Source organism: Polaromonas sp. P4_F4 (assembly GCF_056401355.1).
This window is the reverse complement of the sequence record NZ_JBFUJO010000036.1, coordinates 16,634-33,502: the sequence shown is the minus strand read 5'-3', so window position 1 is coordinate 33,502 and position 16,869 is coordinate 16,634. Positions and strand designations below refer to the sequence as shown.

The window sequence follows — 16,869 nt, the reverse complement described above, 5'->3', positions numbered from 1 at the left end:
GGTGCAACTGTGGACAGAGTGGGTCTCGCGAGGCCTCTCGGCCACGAAGGATTGCGGGCGGCTATTCACGTTGATCGCACAATGCAGGGTCGGCCATCGACCCGGACGCATCGAGCCGCGAATGCGAAAACGAAGGCCCAAACCCTACCCCTGGTTGAAGGTGCCCCGCGACCAGGCTCGCCGACACGTCCAGAGGCATGGTCATGCCTATGAGCCAAAGTAAGTGCCATTCGGGCTAATGCGGCTAATACTATCTTGAATCAATCCGGGCAATTGAAGCAATTAAAGCCATGGAGCTTGATAATGCGGGGTCGAGTTCATGCTGGAACATTAGCACGTGCAGCGAGATGGGCAACACGTGCCGCTTGTAGCGATTGGTTCGCCTGTGATACAGATTCCATGTCGGCACGGGCCCCAACAGAGCCCACAACAGATGCCGGATATACGACTGCAGGTGCCCCCCCAAAGCCACACTATCGGTCAGTTTCTTGCACTTGAGGGGGAGTCCATATACGGCATGCTAGGTCTCGCTGCGGGTAAGGGCAGCATCATTCGACATGTCCCTGAGCTTCAAGCATTTCGGACGCCGGCATAAAGCCCTCGAAGAACTTAACCACCACTTCAGTTATCCGTGCAAGAGTCTCGTCCGTAATGTCAAGGTGATACAGCTTCCGCTTGAACGGCGCGCTGAACCTGTGGGGTTCACGGAAGCCCTTTAGCGCGAACATTCCGTCCGGTGCATGGTCTTCCGGATGCGCATCGAACTCGCCAGCGTGTGCCATCGCATCGCGCAATCCATCAATCTCAGGGAAATAGTCGTTCAGCAACTTGGCCGATTGCCGGAGTAGTGTCGAATCTATGGAATCGCTCAACGAGGGACACTTCTTGATCACCACGCCTCTAATCTCCACGACTCCACGTTGTACTTGAGGCCGGTCAGATGTGCGTGGAGGTCCTTGACGGCTGCGAACTCGGCGCGCGGGGTCGCCACAGAGGGCCAGAGCAGTGGTGGCGACAGCATTCCTGGAGACCTAGACGTTCGAGTTCACGGGCAACCGAATGCTGTCCCGTGCAACGAAGGGTTAAGCCCTCGCCCGTACCTACGGGCACGCACGGTTGCAGGCTAGCGCTTGACGCGAACATGCTCCGCGGACAACACCAGAACGCGCTTCTGCCATACACGCACTTTGCTCCTGTCTGCAGTCTCGAGTGCAGACCTCCCGCGCGGTAGGTGGTCGTGGCGGTGGGGCCTCTAATACATCTCCTTGTCTAGTAGACAGCGAGCAGGCTCGCCTCGAATTTAGGAAGATACCGCTGACAATGTATGCCCCATCAAGGGTGTTCGTTGTTCTGAACCTCAGCGGCGCTGAGCATTGATCAGATACTTCGTCGGGGTTACAGATAACGCTACGACTTGAATTCCAGGCCCACGGGGACTGTCCATTAAGTACGACGAGTGGGCCGGGTCCGATTGGTGGAACTGGAATTGCTGCGCCAACAGGAAAGTTCACACCGTTGCATTGAACAGCCGCTCCGGTCACAGGCGACATTTCGATGATGACAGAATCCGGATTAGTGATGGTTTCCACGAGCTCATGCGTTGAAACGAAAGTTACTGCATTGAATGTATTTGGCTTTCCGGAACAACCAGCGGGCGTAGTGGATGGATCAGGAATTACGGAGATTCTGATCTTTGGTCCGTAAGCAAAGAGGCCCGGCAAAGGGAGGGGAACCTGTGTACGAGCAGTGAAGTGATAGCCACAAAACCTACCAGCCACTGGGGAGGCTCCTATCTGGGCTCCCAAGATGTTTGCTCCCATTACAGTACTCATGGCTGCGCCGAAGTGCACCATGTATACAGTGCGAGAACTCGGAATTGGGAGGATGCCGCTAAGTATGTGGCGATCGATTTCTCGTGCTATTTCCAGCGTATCAACTGTACGACTATCTCCCGGCATGATCTGAACACTGGAAATGAGCGACGCAGCACCGATTGGTCGGCCGGTTCGTGAGTACTCAGTTAATACGTCAAGATACCCACTTCGCGTAATCCTGGAATAGAATTTATTCAGATTTGCCGTAAAGGTAGCAGGCTGATCGCCCCAGTAGACAACTACCACTTCAGGCCTCTCAACTATGTCACCTCCGGAGAAAAAGTACGGTTGGGCAGGAGATGCGCCAGCAAAAAATGCAAGTGTGGCGAGCGCGAGGCGCACTATCGAGCGAAAGAAAGCCTGAAGCATGGTCTCACCTCCAATGAAGTTAATCAGGTACGGGATGTGTGGCACTTTGGCGCGAAAAGACCGGAGTGTCGTCGCTCGTGTTGCAGATACATTGAACATAAGAGGCCTGACGCCGTGCCTCCGCCGAGTCTAGAAGCTATTTGCCCGCCAGCCCATCCTTCAATTGAGGGAGAGCGAACACAATGGGGTAATACCTGGAACGTCAGCTTGGGCCGTCAAGAGCCAGCGAGCATCTCAAATTGCTCGCCCGGCAACGGTCGTTCAGACTTGCATCTCCCCGGGGTTGCTCAATACCTGCCTGTCGTCGCCGGCTCCTGGGTGCCCGACCCAGCCGTTGACGCCGCCACCCGTTTACTGACACTCAAATGCTACAGCGGGTCAGCTTAACAATTTTTCCTCGAAACCGACGACAGCCCAGCCACCGCGTCAACACAAGCGATTTCGCCTACGCAAACCCAAGGGCACCCCCTGTTCGCGTGAGTGTTGACAACCACGACATTCGCCATGTACCGTTCAGCTCTGTACGCCAGTTCGGAATTGACCATCTGCGTGTTTTGATGCCGAGGTTGCTGTGCTGTCGGACGATACTATCGCTCCACTGCGCAGACTTTTTTATCAAGACAAGTCCGCGAATTTCGTTGTTCAAGGTGTCCCAATACCAATAGTCTGGGCGCCATCAACTTAACGGATAGGAATAACAAGATGAAAAATCCTACACGCCGCACCTGGCTTGGATTGGCACGCGACCTGCTGGCGCTGGCCGCCGTTTCGTTTGTTCTTATTTCTCCTGTGCAGGCGGCGGGCGGTGGCAGCGGAACTGGCGCCAAGCCTACCCTCAGCACCAAGGACTTCGACTATTACCTCACGGGTAATTCAGCCGATATGTCACCCAGCCGGCCCACATCACAGATGACTGTGTTGATGGGTGGAGGGCTCGACGTTGACCAGGCCTTCAAGGACATGATAGCCAAGGCTGGAGGGAGCGCCACCAGCAAGATTGATGTCGTCGTCATCCGCGCTTCGGGTGCAGATGGCTACAACCCCTACTTGTCCGCCATGGAAGGCGTCGACTCGGTCGAGACCCTGGTCATCAAAACGCCAAATGGTGCCAACGATCCGAAGGTCACGAGCGTCATTCTCGGGGCAGACGTGTTGTTCATCGCCGGAGGCGACCAGTGGAGCTACATCGGTCAGTGGAACGAGACCTCCGTCGAGACGATCATCAAGACTGTGCTGCTTCCGAAAAACGTGCCTATCGGCGGAACGAGCGCGGGCCTCGCGGTGTTGGGCGCTGTAGATTTTTCAGCACAGCGCGGCACGATCACTTCGTCAGATGCACTCAGCGACCCGTATAACCGCAGGCTCACCCTTGACCGTACGTTCCTGGAAACCATTCCCAAACTCCAGAATACGATCGTGGATGCCCATCTGGTGAGCCGCGACCGCATGGGACGCCTGGTGACCTTTCTGGCGAGGATGATTCAAGATGGTATGCCCTGGAGTGCCGCACGGGCCATCGGTGTCGACGAGGGAACTGCCGTCGTGATTGATGGCGACATCGCCACGGTGCGTGCCAACAGCGGCGGAACCGGGGCGGCGTACTTCTTGAAACTACCGCAAGACCCAGGCACTACCTTGATTGTCAAGCCTAAAACCCCGCTCGAAGTCTCGTCGGTACTTGTTGACAAGCTCACCCAGGCGGCTGGGGATCAATTCAACATGGCCAACTGGCTTCGCGACGGAGGTAGTACGTACTTGCTGTATGTCCAACGTGGCGTGCTGTATGGGCCGAGCAATAACCCTTACTGAGCCTGCCGGTTGTTCAAGTGAAACGGTGCTGCAGTTCCTTAAATTTTGCGGCACCCAAGGCATAAAAGACGGCTGAGCAAAACCCGATATATCCGGAGCACACAAAGTGCGCCAGTGCCGATTGAGGAGCCAACCCGCGAATCGCCATCATGGGCAGCAGTACCCTCTGCACAAACAGCCCGAATGTAAGGCAGCAAACCTTTCAACCGTTACGACGCAGAAACTTGCTTTCCTTGGGCGGACCATGTAAGTCCATATACGAGGGGTTAGACGTCGGCACTTTGGGTTTGCGACTCAAACTCAATGCCTCCGATATAACGGAACATGAAGTTGTAGACCGCGCAACCAAGTGCGACCATCACATAACCCATCACCAAGTAGATGATGGGAAAGAGAGCCAAAAAGAGAACCGGCGGCGCGGACTCTTTGGGACCGGCCATTGATGCGATCAGCACGAACGGCACCATGAACACCATAGAACTGACTGCCATCAGAACCGCAAACACTTTACCGTTCTGGTGGGGCGAAAACCTAGCGACTTGTTGCTTCATGTATTGACACCTCCCAGTGCCGGTTGGTTGAAGTCCTATGGGCGGGACCGTAGGCTGAAGAATACATGCTGGGAACTACCCAGTAAGACGGTGACCTTGCATGCTCGGCGTCACGTGGTTCGCCTTTTCTCCCGACGCCCAACGAATGCAAGGGACTTCCCCGTCCCAAGCGAGCCGCGACCCGTTGGGGTTGCGGTTCACGGCAACTGAGTGCCACGATGGAGAGGTCAAACTTTTCATCAACTCACTTGAGAGTGGAAATCATGGCTATCGTAACCGTTGGAATTGACCTCACCGACTTAGATTGCCAGTGCGCCGGCACTGCAGGCCACCGATGCGACCGAGGCCACTGACCGAACATGGTTCCAGAGCGACCACTCGCGCAGATAGACAACCCAATACTCGGCGGCTTGCGAAGACGCAGGGTCTAGGCCAGCCAGACGTTCATTGCGTGGCACGTTGAGCGCCATGGTGACAAGAAACGAACCCACCAGATACAGAAGACCTGATGCGAGCAGCAGGAAGGAGCGTGGCGTATTCCAGCTGAGAACTGACATGACAACGCAAGCGGCAGCCAAGAAAGCTGTGCCCAGAAAAACGCCCAAAAAGAGAGGATTGATGACAACGACATTGATGCGCTGCATGGCAGCGACACCCTGACTGGCCGGAAGCTGAGCGAGAGCCTTCATGACGAAGGTGGAGAAGGCAAAGAAAACACCGCCAACAATGCCAGCGCCGACGCAAACAAGGATCATGACTGCGATGAGCATAGAAGCCTCCTGGGTCGCGCTCTATGACGCTCAATATTTGACATGAGCGGCGGACGAAAGTGGGCGAAGCCCGCTTTCGGACGTCCGCTCGATGGAAGGGTTGAGCGTCATCCCGCAGATTAGTTCTTCGAGAAGAAGCCGAGCAGCAAGGCGTTGAAGGCCGTCGGGTTCGCAACGTTCATCACATGGCCCGCCTTCGGGATGACCGCGCGTTCGTTGCGCGGCAGGCACGGTTGAATCGCGTCCTGCATATGGCGGTACTCGTCGGGGCTTCGTTCGCCGGAGACGAGCAAGACCGGCACTGTGATGCGCTTGACGTGTTCACAGCTGAGTGCTTCGTTGGCATCGGCAAGCAGGCTCTTGATGGTCCAGGCGTTGTCGCGGACGCCCTGCTTGTTGGGCTCGGGCAGGTTCTTCCAACCGCCCGGCACGGTGACACCGTCCACGAAGCTTTCGAGGCCGGCATCGGTGCTGCCGCTTTGCAGGTGCTCGATCGCAGCCGAGACAAACGTGCGCCGCCGCTCAAGGGCTGCGAGCGCGGGCGGCGCTGCGGAGAGGAAGCTCGCCATCGGTGCCGGATCGGCGAGCACGAGCGACTTCAGCAGTTCGGGATGCTGGCTCGCCATTTCCAACGCGACCTGGCCGCCTCGCGAATGGCCCACCAGATGCACTCTGCCGGCGTTGAGCGCGCGGATGAAGCCTGCGAGATCGGCAACATGCTGGCCCATCGTCAAGGTGTCGCCCTTTCCGCCCCAATGCTCCGGGTACGAGTGGCGCAGGCTAAGCGCGATCGTGCGGTAGCGCTCGGCGAACGGCTCCATCTGGCCGCGGAAGTAGCGGTAGTCGCTCACCGTGCCGTGCACGAAGATGACCGGCTCGCCAGAACCACGCTCGACAAAGGCCATCTCGTATCCGTTGACGGAAAGGGACTTGACCCCAGCCGGAAGGTCCCAGGTGCGCGGCGTTGTCGCCGCACACGCGGCGAGAAGCAGCGCTAATGCCAAATGCCAGAACGAGCGGATCATGGTTGGTCTCCTCACCGGGACTTTAAAGCGCAATGTCAGAACGGGTCCACCTCGATACGTTTTCCCGTAAGACGGCCTTCGGCCGCGCTAATCTCGTTGTCCTGTAAGTCGCGTCTGCTGGATTTTGTTGCGGCCGTGAACTCGTTGTCTCCAGGGCCTTGGATAATATGTATCCGGACCTTGTTGCTTCCGATCCACTTTCCGTCTTGATCGAAATTAAAAGCGATATAGGTGGCATCAAATTCCTTGTCGCCGACGCGCTTCCAGGCACCATGACCGCCACTGTATACGGGGTGGGTGTCCCCGCTCCGAAAGAATGTGCCATCCGACGAAAAGGTAAGAAGGTTCTTCCCTACGCCGCGTGCACGGCTGGCTGTCACGATCCAGGCCCCAACCAGGCCTCGATTGGCTTCGACGGCAGCGTCCTGACGGGTGACCATCGGCCCAGAAGATGCGCAACCGGCAAGAACCGCGGCAATTATTAGACTCAACAGAACAGACCTGGTGCTATGCATGCTTCGCCTCCTTTAACGTAAATGCCTGAACCATTAACGACGTTGTTCTTCCGTGACGTCGCTGCTCTTGCCTTCTAACGAAGTGAGCGGCCTGCGCGGCTTTTCGCGCAGGTCCGCTCGACTGCCGGGTTAGACGCCACTTCTTTAGTTCTCAACGGTTACGTCCTATGGGATTCTCTCGGGAAGTCTGCTGCCCGAGCTGTTGGGCGAGCCCGATGAGAATTCCTTCGGGACCACGGATATAGCAGAGCCGATACATGTTTTCATACTGGACCACTTCGCCGACGAGCTTCGCGCCGCGTTTGCCGAGCCGGACGAGCGTATCGTCGATGTCCTCCACGGTGAACATGACGCGTAGGTAACCAAGAGCGTTCACTGGGGCGACGCGGTGATCGGCGACAACGGGCGGCGCGAGGAAGCGGGACAACTCGAGCCGGCTGTGGCCGTCCGGCGTACGCATCATGGCAATCTCGACGCGCATGCCGTGCAATCCGGTGACGCCATCAGCCCAGTCTCCTTCGATTGGAGCGCGCCCCTCGAGCTCGAGGCCAAGTTCGGTGAAGAACGCAATGGCGGCATCGATGTCTGCCACCACGATGCCGACGTTGTCCATACGCTTGACCGTCATGATGCTCCTTGGCGTCTAACGTAAAAGTGACCGGCGCCCACTCAAGGTGGGCCGCGCAGCGGCCGGACGCTTTTGGGCGTCCGCGTTGACTGACAAGTTATACGCTCCCGTCATTGGAATAGGCCAATTGATCTCGAGATCATCAAAAGCAGCAAGCCGACAATCAATAGTCCGGTATGCACCAGTCCAATAGCCTCGGTCTTGCGTGACGCCTCGCCAATGTGGTCCTCGAGTTCGCGATACTCCTTCATCAGTGCGTCTGCCTGCGCTAGCAATGCAACGCCGGCCTCTTCCTTACCTGTTAGGAAATTGATGTGAGGCACGCCGCTCTCAGCTGCCAGCCTGTGGCTTCTGATATTTTCATTTAGACCGAGTTGTTCAACGTTCAATTTCTGCACGTACACATAGGCTGAGACCGCCAATACACCGGCAATGATGGATCCCGCAAAAGCCAGGAGAGCCAGGAGTTCAAAGGTGTTGCGCGTAAGGCCGATCTTTTCAGCTACAAAGTCCTTGCCCAGATAAGCGAAGACAGCCGTCTCAATACCCAGCAAAAAGTAAGTTAGCTTCTGCTGCCCCTCGCGCAAAGCTTTGTGCAGTTCAGATGAAGCGTCACTCATGGCGTATAACGTGTTATGGACATCAAGCAGGTCACATGAGCAACTTTTCTATGCACCACGATCGCCTCCCAGCATCCACTATAAGTACTTGATTTATAACTGACTTTTCGTATCTGGTGTCGAATGTGCCGTTACGAAAATCACGGCAAAGTCGCCAAAGCTGCTCATGAACAACTTCGCCTGCCAATGAACAAGACAGCGTCGTCTTCTGTAACGCCTTGAATTCATTGGGGAAATCCGATGCGGTGGAGACTCAAAGGGGCAATGCCAAATCTGTGAAAGCCTGCATATTGGAATGTTTAACTGGGCTAGCGCTGCCCTCACAATCGCCCCCCAGGCAGCGAAGCAACTCACAGATAGGCGCGCAAGGCATCCAGCGTCTTTGCAGCCGCACCCCGATTGCGGGCCGCGAACGCCAGGCCGGAATCCACCGCCGCTGCCAGCGCGGGCGGGTCGCTTACCAGCCCCAGCGCGGCCTGGACGGCCTCAGGCATACCAGCTACGCGCAGGGCTGCGCCTTCGGCCTCGGCCAGTTCGGCGGCCTCGGAGAAGTTGAAGGTGTGTGGGCCCATCACCACCGGGCAACCGCAGGCTGCGGCCTCGATCAGGTTCTGGCCACCCAGGGGCGCGAAGCTGCCGCCGAGCAGGGCCACATCGCTGAGGCCGTAGTACAGCGCCATCTCGCCGAGGGAGTCGCCGAGCCAGACATCGGCCTGCCGGGCTTCGTCGCTGTCGGCGGGGCCGCCCGTCCACTGCGAGCGGCGCGATACGCGCAGGCCATGCTGCTCCACCAGGGCCGCCACTTCATCAAAGCGCTGCGGGTGGCGGGGAACGATCAGTGCATGGAAAGACCTGGCGGGTTCATTGGCTGCCGAACCCGTGGCTGACAGCCCAAGCCTTGCCTGGGTCGCAGCCTTTATCTGCTTGAGGAAATCGGCTTCTTCGCCTTCGCGCGAGCTGGCGAACATCAGCACCGGCTGCGCCAGCGCCTGCCGCCATGCCCGGCCTTGTGCCTGCTGGCCGGCGCTGGGCGTGGCATCAAACTTGAGGTTGCCAAACACGCCAGCCACCGGCGCGCCAAGCTGGCGAAAGCGCCGCGCGTCGTCTTCGGTCTGCGCATACACCGCGGCCAGCGCGCCATAGGCCGGCAAAGACAGCGGTGCGATGCGCAGCGCCTGCTGCAATGATTTGTCTGACAGGCGGCCATTGACGAGCACCAGCGGCATGGCGCACGCGCGGGCCGTGGCCACCGTGTTGGGCCATATCTCGGTTTCCATCAGCAGGCCCAGTCGTGGCCTGAAGTGATTGAAAAAGCGCGCCACGGCAGCCGGGCTGTCCCAGGGCTGCCACACCTGCACATCGCCAAGCTGCAGCAGCGCCGCGCCCTCGGCGCGGCCGGTGGCCGTGCCGTGCGTGAGCAAAATACGCAGGCCCGGGTACTGCGCGCGCAAGGCTTTGAGCAGCATGGCCGCGGTGCGCGTTTCCCCGAGCGACACGGCATGCACCCACACCAGTTCGGAAGAAGTCTCGGCCGGTTGGGTGTAGTGGCCAAAGCGCTCTTCAACCGCCGCCAGATAGCCGGGCTCGCGCTGGCCGCGCCGCGCCAGCTTGCGGCGCAGCATGGGTTGCGCCAGCACCAGGGCCAGCGAATAAAGCCGCAGCAACAGCTGGCTCATGGGGTGGCCACAATGGTCGTATGCGCCGCCGCGGGGGCCTCACGACAAGCCAGCCAGGCTTGCCAGACGGCTTCAACGCTGGGGGTTGGTTGCGCAAACACGCTGACCTGCCGCCGCGCGGGCGCGCCGCCGTCCTCGGGCATCAAAGCCGGTGGCCCGGTTCGCCACGCGGTATCGAAGTTGTAGATCTGCACATGCGGCAAATCGAGCGCCACGGCAATGTGGCTCACGCCGCTGTCCACGCCGATCACGCCGGCGCAGCGCGCCAGCTCGTCCGTCAGGGTATCGAGCGACAGCAGAGGCCACACGGTGGCCACCACAGGGCTTCCCGGTTCATTCAGCGCCTCTGCAATGGCCTGGCTCGTTGCCAGCTCCTTCGCATTGCCGTGCGGCAAGGCCAGCTGGCAGCCCGCCGCGGCCAGGCGCCGGCCGAGCTCTATCCAGTGGTCCAGCGGCCACTCCTTGTCGGCGCGCGAGGTGCCGTGCACAAAGGCCACCCGTTCCAGGCCCGCCGGGCTTGCTATCTCTTCAGGAGCGCTCTTCCCGGTTTTTTCCTGGGCTGGAACCCGTGTTAATCCAAAGTCGGGTTCAGGCCGCAGGTCGTAGCCCAGCGCCTGCGCCGCCAGTTGGCGGGAGCGCTGCATGGCAGCGGTTTGTGGCGCGATGTGGATTGCCACGTCGGCCACCCAGCGCGTCGGCGCCTCGTAGCCCGAGCCATCGGTCTGGTTGGCCAGCGCATAGCGCTTGCCGCCCTCACCTGCGGTGGCCAGCCGGGCCAGCCGCGCCACCAGCGCGGACTTGGTCAGGCCCTGCAGGTCGATGACGGCGTCGTAACTTTCCTGCCGCAACTGCGCCTTGAAGGCACTCCACTCGGCGCGCGTAACCGCCGTCAGGGGCGACTTGCGCCAGCGCCTGATCTCACAGGGAATGACGCGGCGCAGGCCCGCGCAACGCGCCAGCAAGGGGGCAAATGATTTTTCGACCACCCAGTCAATCTGCGCGTCGGGCAAGGCAGCATGAATGTCCTGCACCACCGGCAGGGTGTGCACCACGTCACCCAGCGACGACAGCTTGACCAACAAGATTTTCAATGTAAACGCTTCCTTGGCGCATCACCTGCGGGCTCCCTCTTCTCCAGCCGGGGCCGCGGAGCCGGCTTTGCCGGGCCGCAGGCGCAGCGCCCCCTTGGGGGGCAGCGAAGTACACGAAGTGACGAGCGTGGGGGCACCATCTCTAATGCGCCGCGGCAGCGAAGCTGGCGTCGGGCTTGACGCTGCGCAGCAGCGCGAGCATATCGGCCTCGATGCGCTCCAGTGCCTGCTGGGTGTGGCCCTCGAAGCGGAGCACCAGCACGGGCGTGGTGTTGGAGGCGCGAATCAGGCCAAAGCCGTCGGGCCAGTCCACGCGCACACCGTCGATGGTGGAAATTTTGGCGGGTGCCGCAAAGTGGGCAGCTTTGGTCAGCGCTTCCACCACCGTGTGGGGCTCGCCTTCCTTGCAGGCGACGTTGAGCTCCGGCGTGCTGAAACTAGTGGGCAGGCCGTTGAGGAGGATGCCGGCATCCGGCACGCGGCTCAGGATTTCGAGCAGACGTGCACCGGCGTAGGTGCCGTCGTCAAAGCCGAACCAGCGCTCCTTGAAGAAGATGTGGCCGCTCATCTCGCCGCCCAGCGGTGAGTTGACTTCCTTCATCTTGGCCTTGATCAGCGAGTGGCCGGTCTTGTACATCAGCGGCACGCCGCCGGCCGCCTCGATCTCGGGCGCCAGGCGCTGCGAGCACTTCACGTCGAACAAAATCGTGCCGCCCGGCACGCGCGACAGCACGTCGCGCGCAAACAGCATCATCTGCCGGTCGGGGTAGATGTTCTGGCCGTCCTTGGTCACAATGCCCAGCCGGTCGCCGTCGCCGTCAAACGCCAGGCCCAGCTCGGCGTTACCGCTTTGCAGCGCCTTGATCAAGTCCTGCAGGTTCTCGGGTTTGCTCGGGTCGGGGTGGTGGTTGGGAAAGTTGCCGTCGACTTCGCTGAACAGCTCGGTCACCTCGCACCCCAGGGCGCGAAAAATGGCGGGGGCCGAGGCACCGGCGACGCCGTTGCCCGAATCGATGACGATCTTCAGCGGGCGCTCCAGCTTGATGTCGGAAACGATGCGATCGCGGTAATCCTTTTCAACATCCACGCGGCTGATGGCGCCGCCCTGCGCCGGCTGCGCCCAGCCTTCGGACTCGATCAGGCGGCGCAGGGCCTGGATGTCCTCGCCATAAATCGCCCGGCCAGCCATCACCATCTTGAAGCCGTTGTAGTCCTTGGGGTTGTGGCTGCCGGTGACCTGGATACCCGAGGTGGCCAGGGTGTTGGCCGCGAAGTACAGCATGGGCGTGGTGACCATGCCGACATCGATCACATTGACGCCGGATGCCGCCAGGCCGCGCATGAGCGCTGCGCTGAGCGAGGGCCCGCTGAGTCGGCCGTCGCGGCCCACGGCCACGGTTTTCTCTCCTTCCGCCAGCGCCACCGTGCCAAAGGCTTTCCCAAGGGCCTCGGCCATCTCATCGTTGATGGTGGACGGCACGACGCCGCGAATGTCATAGGCCTTGAAAATGGATGCGCTGACTTGCATGGGCGGGGGTTCACTGAAAGTTAAAGTGAATCGATTGTAGGGGGGTACCCTCCCTCGGGACGGGCCCCGGTGGGCTTCAGGGATATGTCCGAAAACGGCTAGTCAAAAGCTGCGCCCGGCGTAACATGCACCCATGACCAGCGCCCAGCCCCCCCTCGCCGACAACGACTGCTACCTCGCCCTGAAGGCGCGGGACGCACGCTTTGACGGCAGTTTTTTTACCGGTGTTACATCCACCGGCATCTACTGCCGGCCGGTCTGCAGCGTCAAAACACCCAAGCGCGAAAACTGCCGGTTTTTCAGCCATGCGGCACAGGCCGAGAGCGCCGGCTTTCGCCCCTGCCTGCGCTGCCGGCCCGAGCTGGCGCCGCACTCGGTGGTGTGGTCCATCCAGGACGCCTCCTACATCCTGGCCCACCAGGCAGCCCGCCTGCTGGACGAACCTGATCTGTCCGATGAAGCCCCCTCGGTCGAAAAACTGGCCGCGCGGCTGGGCGTGAGCGACCGCCATGTGCGGCGGATTTTCGAGGCGCAGTTTGGCGTCTCGCCCATGCAGTACCTGCAGACGCGCCGGCTGCACACCGCCAAGCAGTTGCTGGCCGATACCAGCCTGCCCATCACGCAGGTTGCGCTGATCAGCGGCTATGCCAGCGTGCGGCGCTTCAATGCCGCCTTTGTCGAGCACTACAAGCTCAACCCCACGCAGCTGCGGCGCCAGGGGGTGAGCGATGCCGGCCAGACCCATGGCACCGCGCCGGGCATCACCATCCGGCTGGGCTACCGGCCCCCTTACGACGTGGCGGCCATGCTCGGATTTTTTAGCAAACGCACCATCAGCGCTATTGAATTCGTGGCTGCCGATGCGCAACACCCCTCGATAGGCAGGACATTTCGCGTGGAGTCTGGCGGCAAGGTACATGCCGGCTGGTTGCTGGCGGCCTTTGATGAGGCCCGTTCCCGGCTGGTGCTCAACGTCAGCGACTCGCTGCGCGAGGTGCTGCCGCTGCTGATTCGCCGGGTGCGCGCCACGTTTGACCTCGACGCCGACCCTGCGGCCATCAACAGCGTGCTGCATGCCGGTTTTCCCCAGGGCGATGGCCTGCGCGTGCCCGGTGCGCTCGATGGCTATGAGCTGGCCGTGCGCGCCGTGCTGGGCCAGCAGATCACCGTGGCCGCGGCGCGCACGCTGGCGCAGCGCATGGTCGACCGCTTTGGCGAGCCGGTGCAAACCCCCTGGCCGCAGCTGACCCGGCTGTTCCCGGCGCCTGCCGTGCTGGCCGCCGCCAGCGGCGATGCGCTGGGTCAGCTTGGCATAGTCAGGCAGCGCCAGGCCGCGATTATGGGCATTGCGCAAGCAGTGGCCGACAAACGCCTGCAGCTGCACAGCGGCGCCGATGTGCATGCCACGCTGGAGACGCTGAAGGCCCTGCCCGGCATTGGCGACTGGACGGCGCAGTACATCGCCATGCGCGCGCTGCGCTGGCCCGATGCGTTTCCGGCGGGCGATGTGGCGCTGCACAAGGCAATGGGCGTGCAGGGACTGAAAAATCCGGCCCGGGAAGCCGAGCTGGCCTCGCATGCGTGGAAGCCCTGGCGCAGCTATGCCGTGATCCGCGCATGGAGCGGCACGCTGGAGCGGCCCGGTTGACGGGCTAAGAGTCGCTAACAAAACCCAGCGAAGCGTTCCTGGCTAGGCGTGCCGCCGCAGACAGTGCTGTAGCACGGCAAGGCGGCACAACGACGCCAGGAGGGTTTTGTTAGCGGCTCTAAGGAGATTCATGCGCTTAGGGAATGAATACGCCCTCTCGATTTCATTGGACGGGAAAGCGCCTTCGGGCGACCATGACCGGCGAATGATCGAGCCAGCCTTTCGAGCCAGCCTTTTTCTGACCTTTTCTGAATACGCCTGCATGACAGGTAAACCCTCGAAATTCGACACTCGAAACCATTCAAAGGTGAACAAGATGAAATTTGACCGCTCCATCGTTCAGACCACGTTCCAAAGCCCACTGGGCAAAATGATCATCGCCGCAACGGACAAGGGCCTGGCCGGCACCTGGTTTGCCGGCCAACGCCACCTGCCGTCACAGCTGGCGGAGCCGTATGTGTGGCCCGAAGACGCCAACCACCCCGTGCTGAAACAGGCCATTGCGCAGCTCACCGAGTACTTCGCCGGAACGCGCACGGCGTTTGACCTACCGCTGGACCTGGACTACGGCACGCCCTTTCAGCAAACGGTGTGGCAGGCCCTGCTGGCCATACCGCAGGGCGGCACCACCAGCTATGGCGAGCTCAGCAGCCGCATCGGCAAACCGGCGGCCGTGCGCGCCGTGGGCGCGGCGATCGGGCGCAACCCGGTCAGCGTCATCGTGCCCTGCCACCGCGTGCTGGGCGCCGACGGCTCGCTCACCGGCTATGCGGGCGGGCTCGACAAAAAAACAGCACTGCTCAGGCTTGAGGGTGCGCACATGAAGGAGACCCTGATTTGACCTCATCGACCACCGGGCTGGCACCACCCGCGGCACCACCCGCGGCACCATCCGCGGCATCACCCGCGACCCTGGCTGCCCCCAAAAGCTGGCTGACCGACTTTGTGCTGCTCGCGGCCATCTGGGGTTCGTCCTTTCTCTTCATGCGCATCAGCACGGTGGAATTCGGCCCGCTGCCGACCGCCGCCGTGCGCGTGGCGATTGCCGCCCTCTTCCTGCTGCCCATGGTGTGGCTGCGCGGCCTGCTGCCGGAACTGAAGAAAAACTGGAAGCGGACCTTCTTCATTGGCCTGCTCAACTCCGGCATTCCGTTTGCGTGTTTCTCGTTTGCCCTGCTGTCCATCACCACCGGGCTCTCGGCCATCCTGAACGCCACCGTGCCGATGTTCGGCGCGCTGGTCGCCTGGCTCTGGCTCAAGGACAAACCCAACGTCTCGCGCGTGCTGGGTCTGGTCGTCGGCTTTGCCGGCGTGGCCATGCTGGCCTGGGACAAGGCCACCTTCAAGCCCGACGCCTCGGGCGTGGCGCCCGGCTGGGCCGTGCTGGCCTGCCTGCTGGCCTGTGTGTGCTATGGCGTCTCGGCCAGCTACACCAAGCGCTACCTGTCCGGCCTGCCGCCGCTGGTCACCGCTGCAGGCAGCCAGATCGGCGCCACGCTGGGGCTGGCCCTGCCAGCGCTCTGGCTGTGGCCCGCGCGCATGCCGGGCACCTCGGCCTGGCTGGCGCTGCTGGCCGTCGGCGTGCTGTGCACCGGGCTGGCCTACATCCTGTTTTTTCGGTTGATCGAGAACGCCGGACCGCAGCGTGCGCTGTCGGTGACATTTGTGGTGCCGGTCTTTGCGGTGCTCTACGGCGTGCTCTTTCTCGGCGAAGCGGTGACATCCTGGATGATGCTGTGCGCCGCCGTGATTGTGTGCGGCACGGCGCTGTCGACCGGGCTGTTGAAGCTGCAGCGAGCGCAACAACCCAAGCCATGAGCTCCGCGCGAAAAACCAAACTGAAGCTGAAGACTGCCAGGCCGAGAAACCCGCTGGTGGCGCCGGCTGCGCGGCGCAAGGCGGGCGTCCACCGCAAGTCGCGGGCCGCCATTCGGCGCGATGAAAAAATGGCCCTGAAAAAGCGGCTGCACGAGGAATAAAGACACGCGTTCTTCGCAGGCCTTTCGTTGACGGCGTCTACTGCAGGGCGCTGGCCACCACATTGATGCTGAGCGCGAGAATCAGCATGTTGAAGCCAAACGACAGCACACTGTGCAGCAGCGTGAGGCGGCGCATGTCGCGCGACGTCACCTGCACGTCAGACACCTGCGAGGTCATGCCGACGACGTGCGCGTAGTAGAGAAAGTCGAAATAGTCCGGATCCAGGCCACCGGGGAACTTCAGGCCCGCGCGGTCCGGCTGCTGGCGCTGTTCCGCCTGGTAGTAACGGTGTGCGTAGTGGAACGCGAACATGGTCTGAATGAAAAGCCAGGAGGCCGCCAGCGCCCCCATGGACAGCGCAATATGCAGTGAGCGCTGCAGGCCGGACAGACCCCGGCTCTGCTGCATCATAGCGATGATGGCCGCCACGCAGGCCAGGGTGGCCAGCAGCATCAGCAGGAACAGCACCACATTCGGCTCGTCCTGCGCCTGGGCGCGCTCACGCGTGCTCTGGGCGTCAAAGCGCACACACAGCCACCAGGCGAGCAGCAAATAGACGGCAACACCCACACACCAGCCCAACAGCCCGCGAAACTGCCACCCCGTAGGAACAGGCAGCGCCGCGGTGATCAAGCCAACCAGCAAGCCATAACCCAGGCGCTGCGGGCCGGTGGTTTCAGAAAGGTGTTTGCGCATGCTGCCAATTGTGCCTAAGGTGGGACCTAAGGTGGGGCCTGAGCGTTCGTGCCTGCAACGACGGGCTCACGCGACACGACAGCAGGCTG

General features: G+C 61.2%; 16 protein-coding genes and 1 pseudogene. 6 read left to right on the top strand and 11 right to left on the bottom strand.

All coding sequences use genetic code 11. From position 1 onward, the window contains the following. A pseudogene (locus AC1DUR_RS24115) lies at positions 1-223 on the top strand (IS4 family transposase); the annotation flags it as partial. A gap of 325 nt (positions 224-548) precedes the next feature. Here AC1DUR_RS24115 and AC1DUR_RS24110 read toward each other — a convergent pair. Continuing rightward, complete coding sequence (locus tag AC1DUR_RS24110; protein ID WP_477717786.1) at positions 549-896, bottom strand: hypothetical protein; 348 nt, start codon at positions 894-896, stop codon at positions 549-551. Between the two features lie 2,049 nt (positions 897-2,945). On the opposite strand from AC1DUR_RS24110, the gene AC1DUR_RS24105 reads away from it, so the two are divergent. Then, positions 2,946-4,052, top strand: a complete 1,107-nt coding sequence (locus AC1DUR_RS24105) for a cyanophycinase (protein ID WP_477717787.1) — start codon at positions 2,946-2,948, stop codon at positions 4,050-4,052. Between the two features lie 266 nt (positions 4,053-4,318). Here the strand turns inward: AC1DUR_RS24105 and AC1DUR_RS24100 are convergent, their stop codons facing one another. The 9 genes from AC1DUR_RS24100 to AC1DUR_RS24060 form a co-directional block, all read right to left on the bottom strand. Then, positions 4,319-4,603, bottom strand: a complete 285-nt coding sequence (locus AC1DUR_RS24100) for a hypothetical protein (RefSeq protein ID WP_477717788.1) — start codon at positions 4,601-4,603, stop codon at positions 4,319-4,321. 299 nt (positions 4,604-4,902) lie between these two features. Then, complete coding sequence (locus tag AC1DUR_RS24095) at positions 4,903-5,373, bottom strand: anthrone oxygenase family protein (RefSeq protein ID WP_477717789.1); 471 nt, start codon at positions 5,371-5,373, stop codon at positions 4,903-4,905. Positions 5,374-5,492: 119 nt separating this feature from the next. Further along, positions 5,493-6,398: an alpha/beta fold hydrolase gene (locus AC1DUR_RS24090; protein WP_477717790.1), complete on the bottom strand. Its 906-nt coding sequence runs from the start codon at positions 6,396-6,398 to the stop codon at positions 5,493-5,495. Between the two features lie 35 nt (positions 6,399-6,433). Next, on the bottom strand, positions 6,434-6,913 hold the full coding sequence (locus AC1DUR_RS24085; protein WP_477717791.1) for a hypothetical protein: 480 nt from the start codon (positions 6,911-6,913) through the stop codon (positions 6,434-6,436). A 151-nt stretch (positions 6,914-7,064) separates the two neighbouring features. After that, positions 7,065-7,541: a VOC family protein gene (locus tag AC1DUR_RS24080; protein WP_477717792.1), complete on the bottom strand. Its 477-nt coding sequence runs from the start codon at positions 7,539-7,541 to the stop codon at positions 7,065-7,067. A gap of 110 nt (positions 7,542-7,651) precedes the next feature. After that, a complete protein-coding gene (locus tag AC1DUR_RS24075; RefSeq protein ID WP_477717793.1) occupies positions 7,652-8,161 on the bottom strand; it encodes a hypothetical protein in 510 nt (169 codons plus the stop codon). A 350-nt stretch (positions 8,162-8,511) separates the two neighbouring features. Further along, a complete protein-coding gene (locus AC1DUR_RS24070; protein ID WP_477717794.1) occupies positions 8,512-9,837 on the bottom strand; it encodes a 3-deoxy-D-manno-octulosonic acid transferase in 1,326 nt (441 codons plus the stop codon). Then, positions 9,834-10,928 carry a lipopolysaccharide heptosyltransferase I gene (gene waaC, locus AC1DUR_RS24065; protein ID WP_477717795.1) on the bottom strand — a complete coding sequence of 365 codons (1,095 nt, stop codon included), beginning with the start codon at positions 10,926-10,928 and terminating at the stop codon, positions 9,834-9,836. The genes AC1DUR_RS24070 and waaC overlap by 4 nt, the downstream gene beginning before the upstream one ends. Before the next feature lie 142 nt (positions 10,929-11,070). Then, positions 11,071-12,456 carry a phosphomannomutase/phosphoglucomutase gene (locus AC1DUR_RS24060; RefSeq protein ID WP_477717796.1) on the bottom strand — a complete coding sequence of 462 codons (1,386 nt, stop codon included), beginning with the start codon at positions 12,454-12,456 and terminating at the stop codon, positions 11,071-11,073. Positions 12,457-12,589: 133 nt separating this feature from the next. Between AC1DUR_RS24060 and AC1DUR_RS24055 the strand changes: the two genes are divergently transcribed. The 4 genes from AC1DUR_RS24055 (at position 12,590) to AC1DUR_RS24040 (ending at position 16,083) form a co-directional block, all read left to right on the top strand. Next, positions 12,590-14,104, top strand: coding sequence for a DNA-3-methyladenine glycosylase 2 family protein (locus AC1DUR_RS24055; protein ID WP_477717797.1), 1,515 nt, complete (start codon positions 12,590-12,592; stop codon positions 14,102-14,104). A gap of 316 nt (positions 14,105-14,420) precedes the next feature. After that, a complete protein-coding gene (locus AC1DUR_RS24050; RefSeq protein WP_477717798.1) occupies positions 14,421-14,945 on the top strand; it encodes a methylated-DNA--[protein]-cysteine S-methyltransferase in 525 nt (174 codons plus the stop codon). Next, a complete protein-coding gene (locus tag AC1DUR_RS24045) occupies positions 14,942-15,922 on the top strand; it encodes a DMT family transporter (RefSeq protein ID WP_477717799.1) in 981 nt (326 codons plus the stop codon). Before AC1DUR_RS24050 ends, AC1DUR_RS24045 begins: the two co-directional genes overlap by 4 nt. Then, positions 15,919-16,083, top strand: coding sequence for a hypothetical protein (locus AC1DUR_RS24040; protein WP_477717800.1), 165 nt, complete (start codon positions 15,919-15,921; stop codon positions 16,081-16,083). The genes AC1DUR_RS24045 and AC1DUR_RS24040 overlap by 4 nt, the downstream gene beginning before the upstream one ends. Before the next feature lie 37 nt (positions 16,084-16,120). On the opposite strand, the gene AC1DUR_RS24035 is transcribed toward AC1DUR_RS24040, so the two are convergent. Beyond that, positions 16,121-16,780, bottom strand: coding sequence for a DUF1345 domain-containing protein (locus AC1DUR_RS24035; RefSeq protein ID WP_477717801.1), 660 nt, complete (start codon positions 16,778-16,780; stop codon positions 16,121-16,123). Positions 16,781-16,869 lie beyond the last annotated feature (89 nt).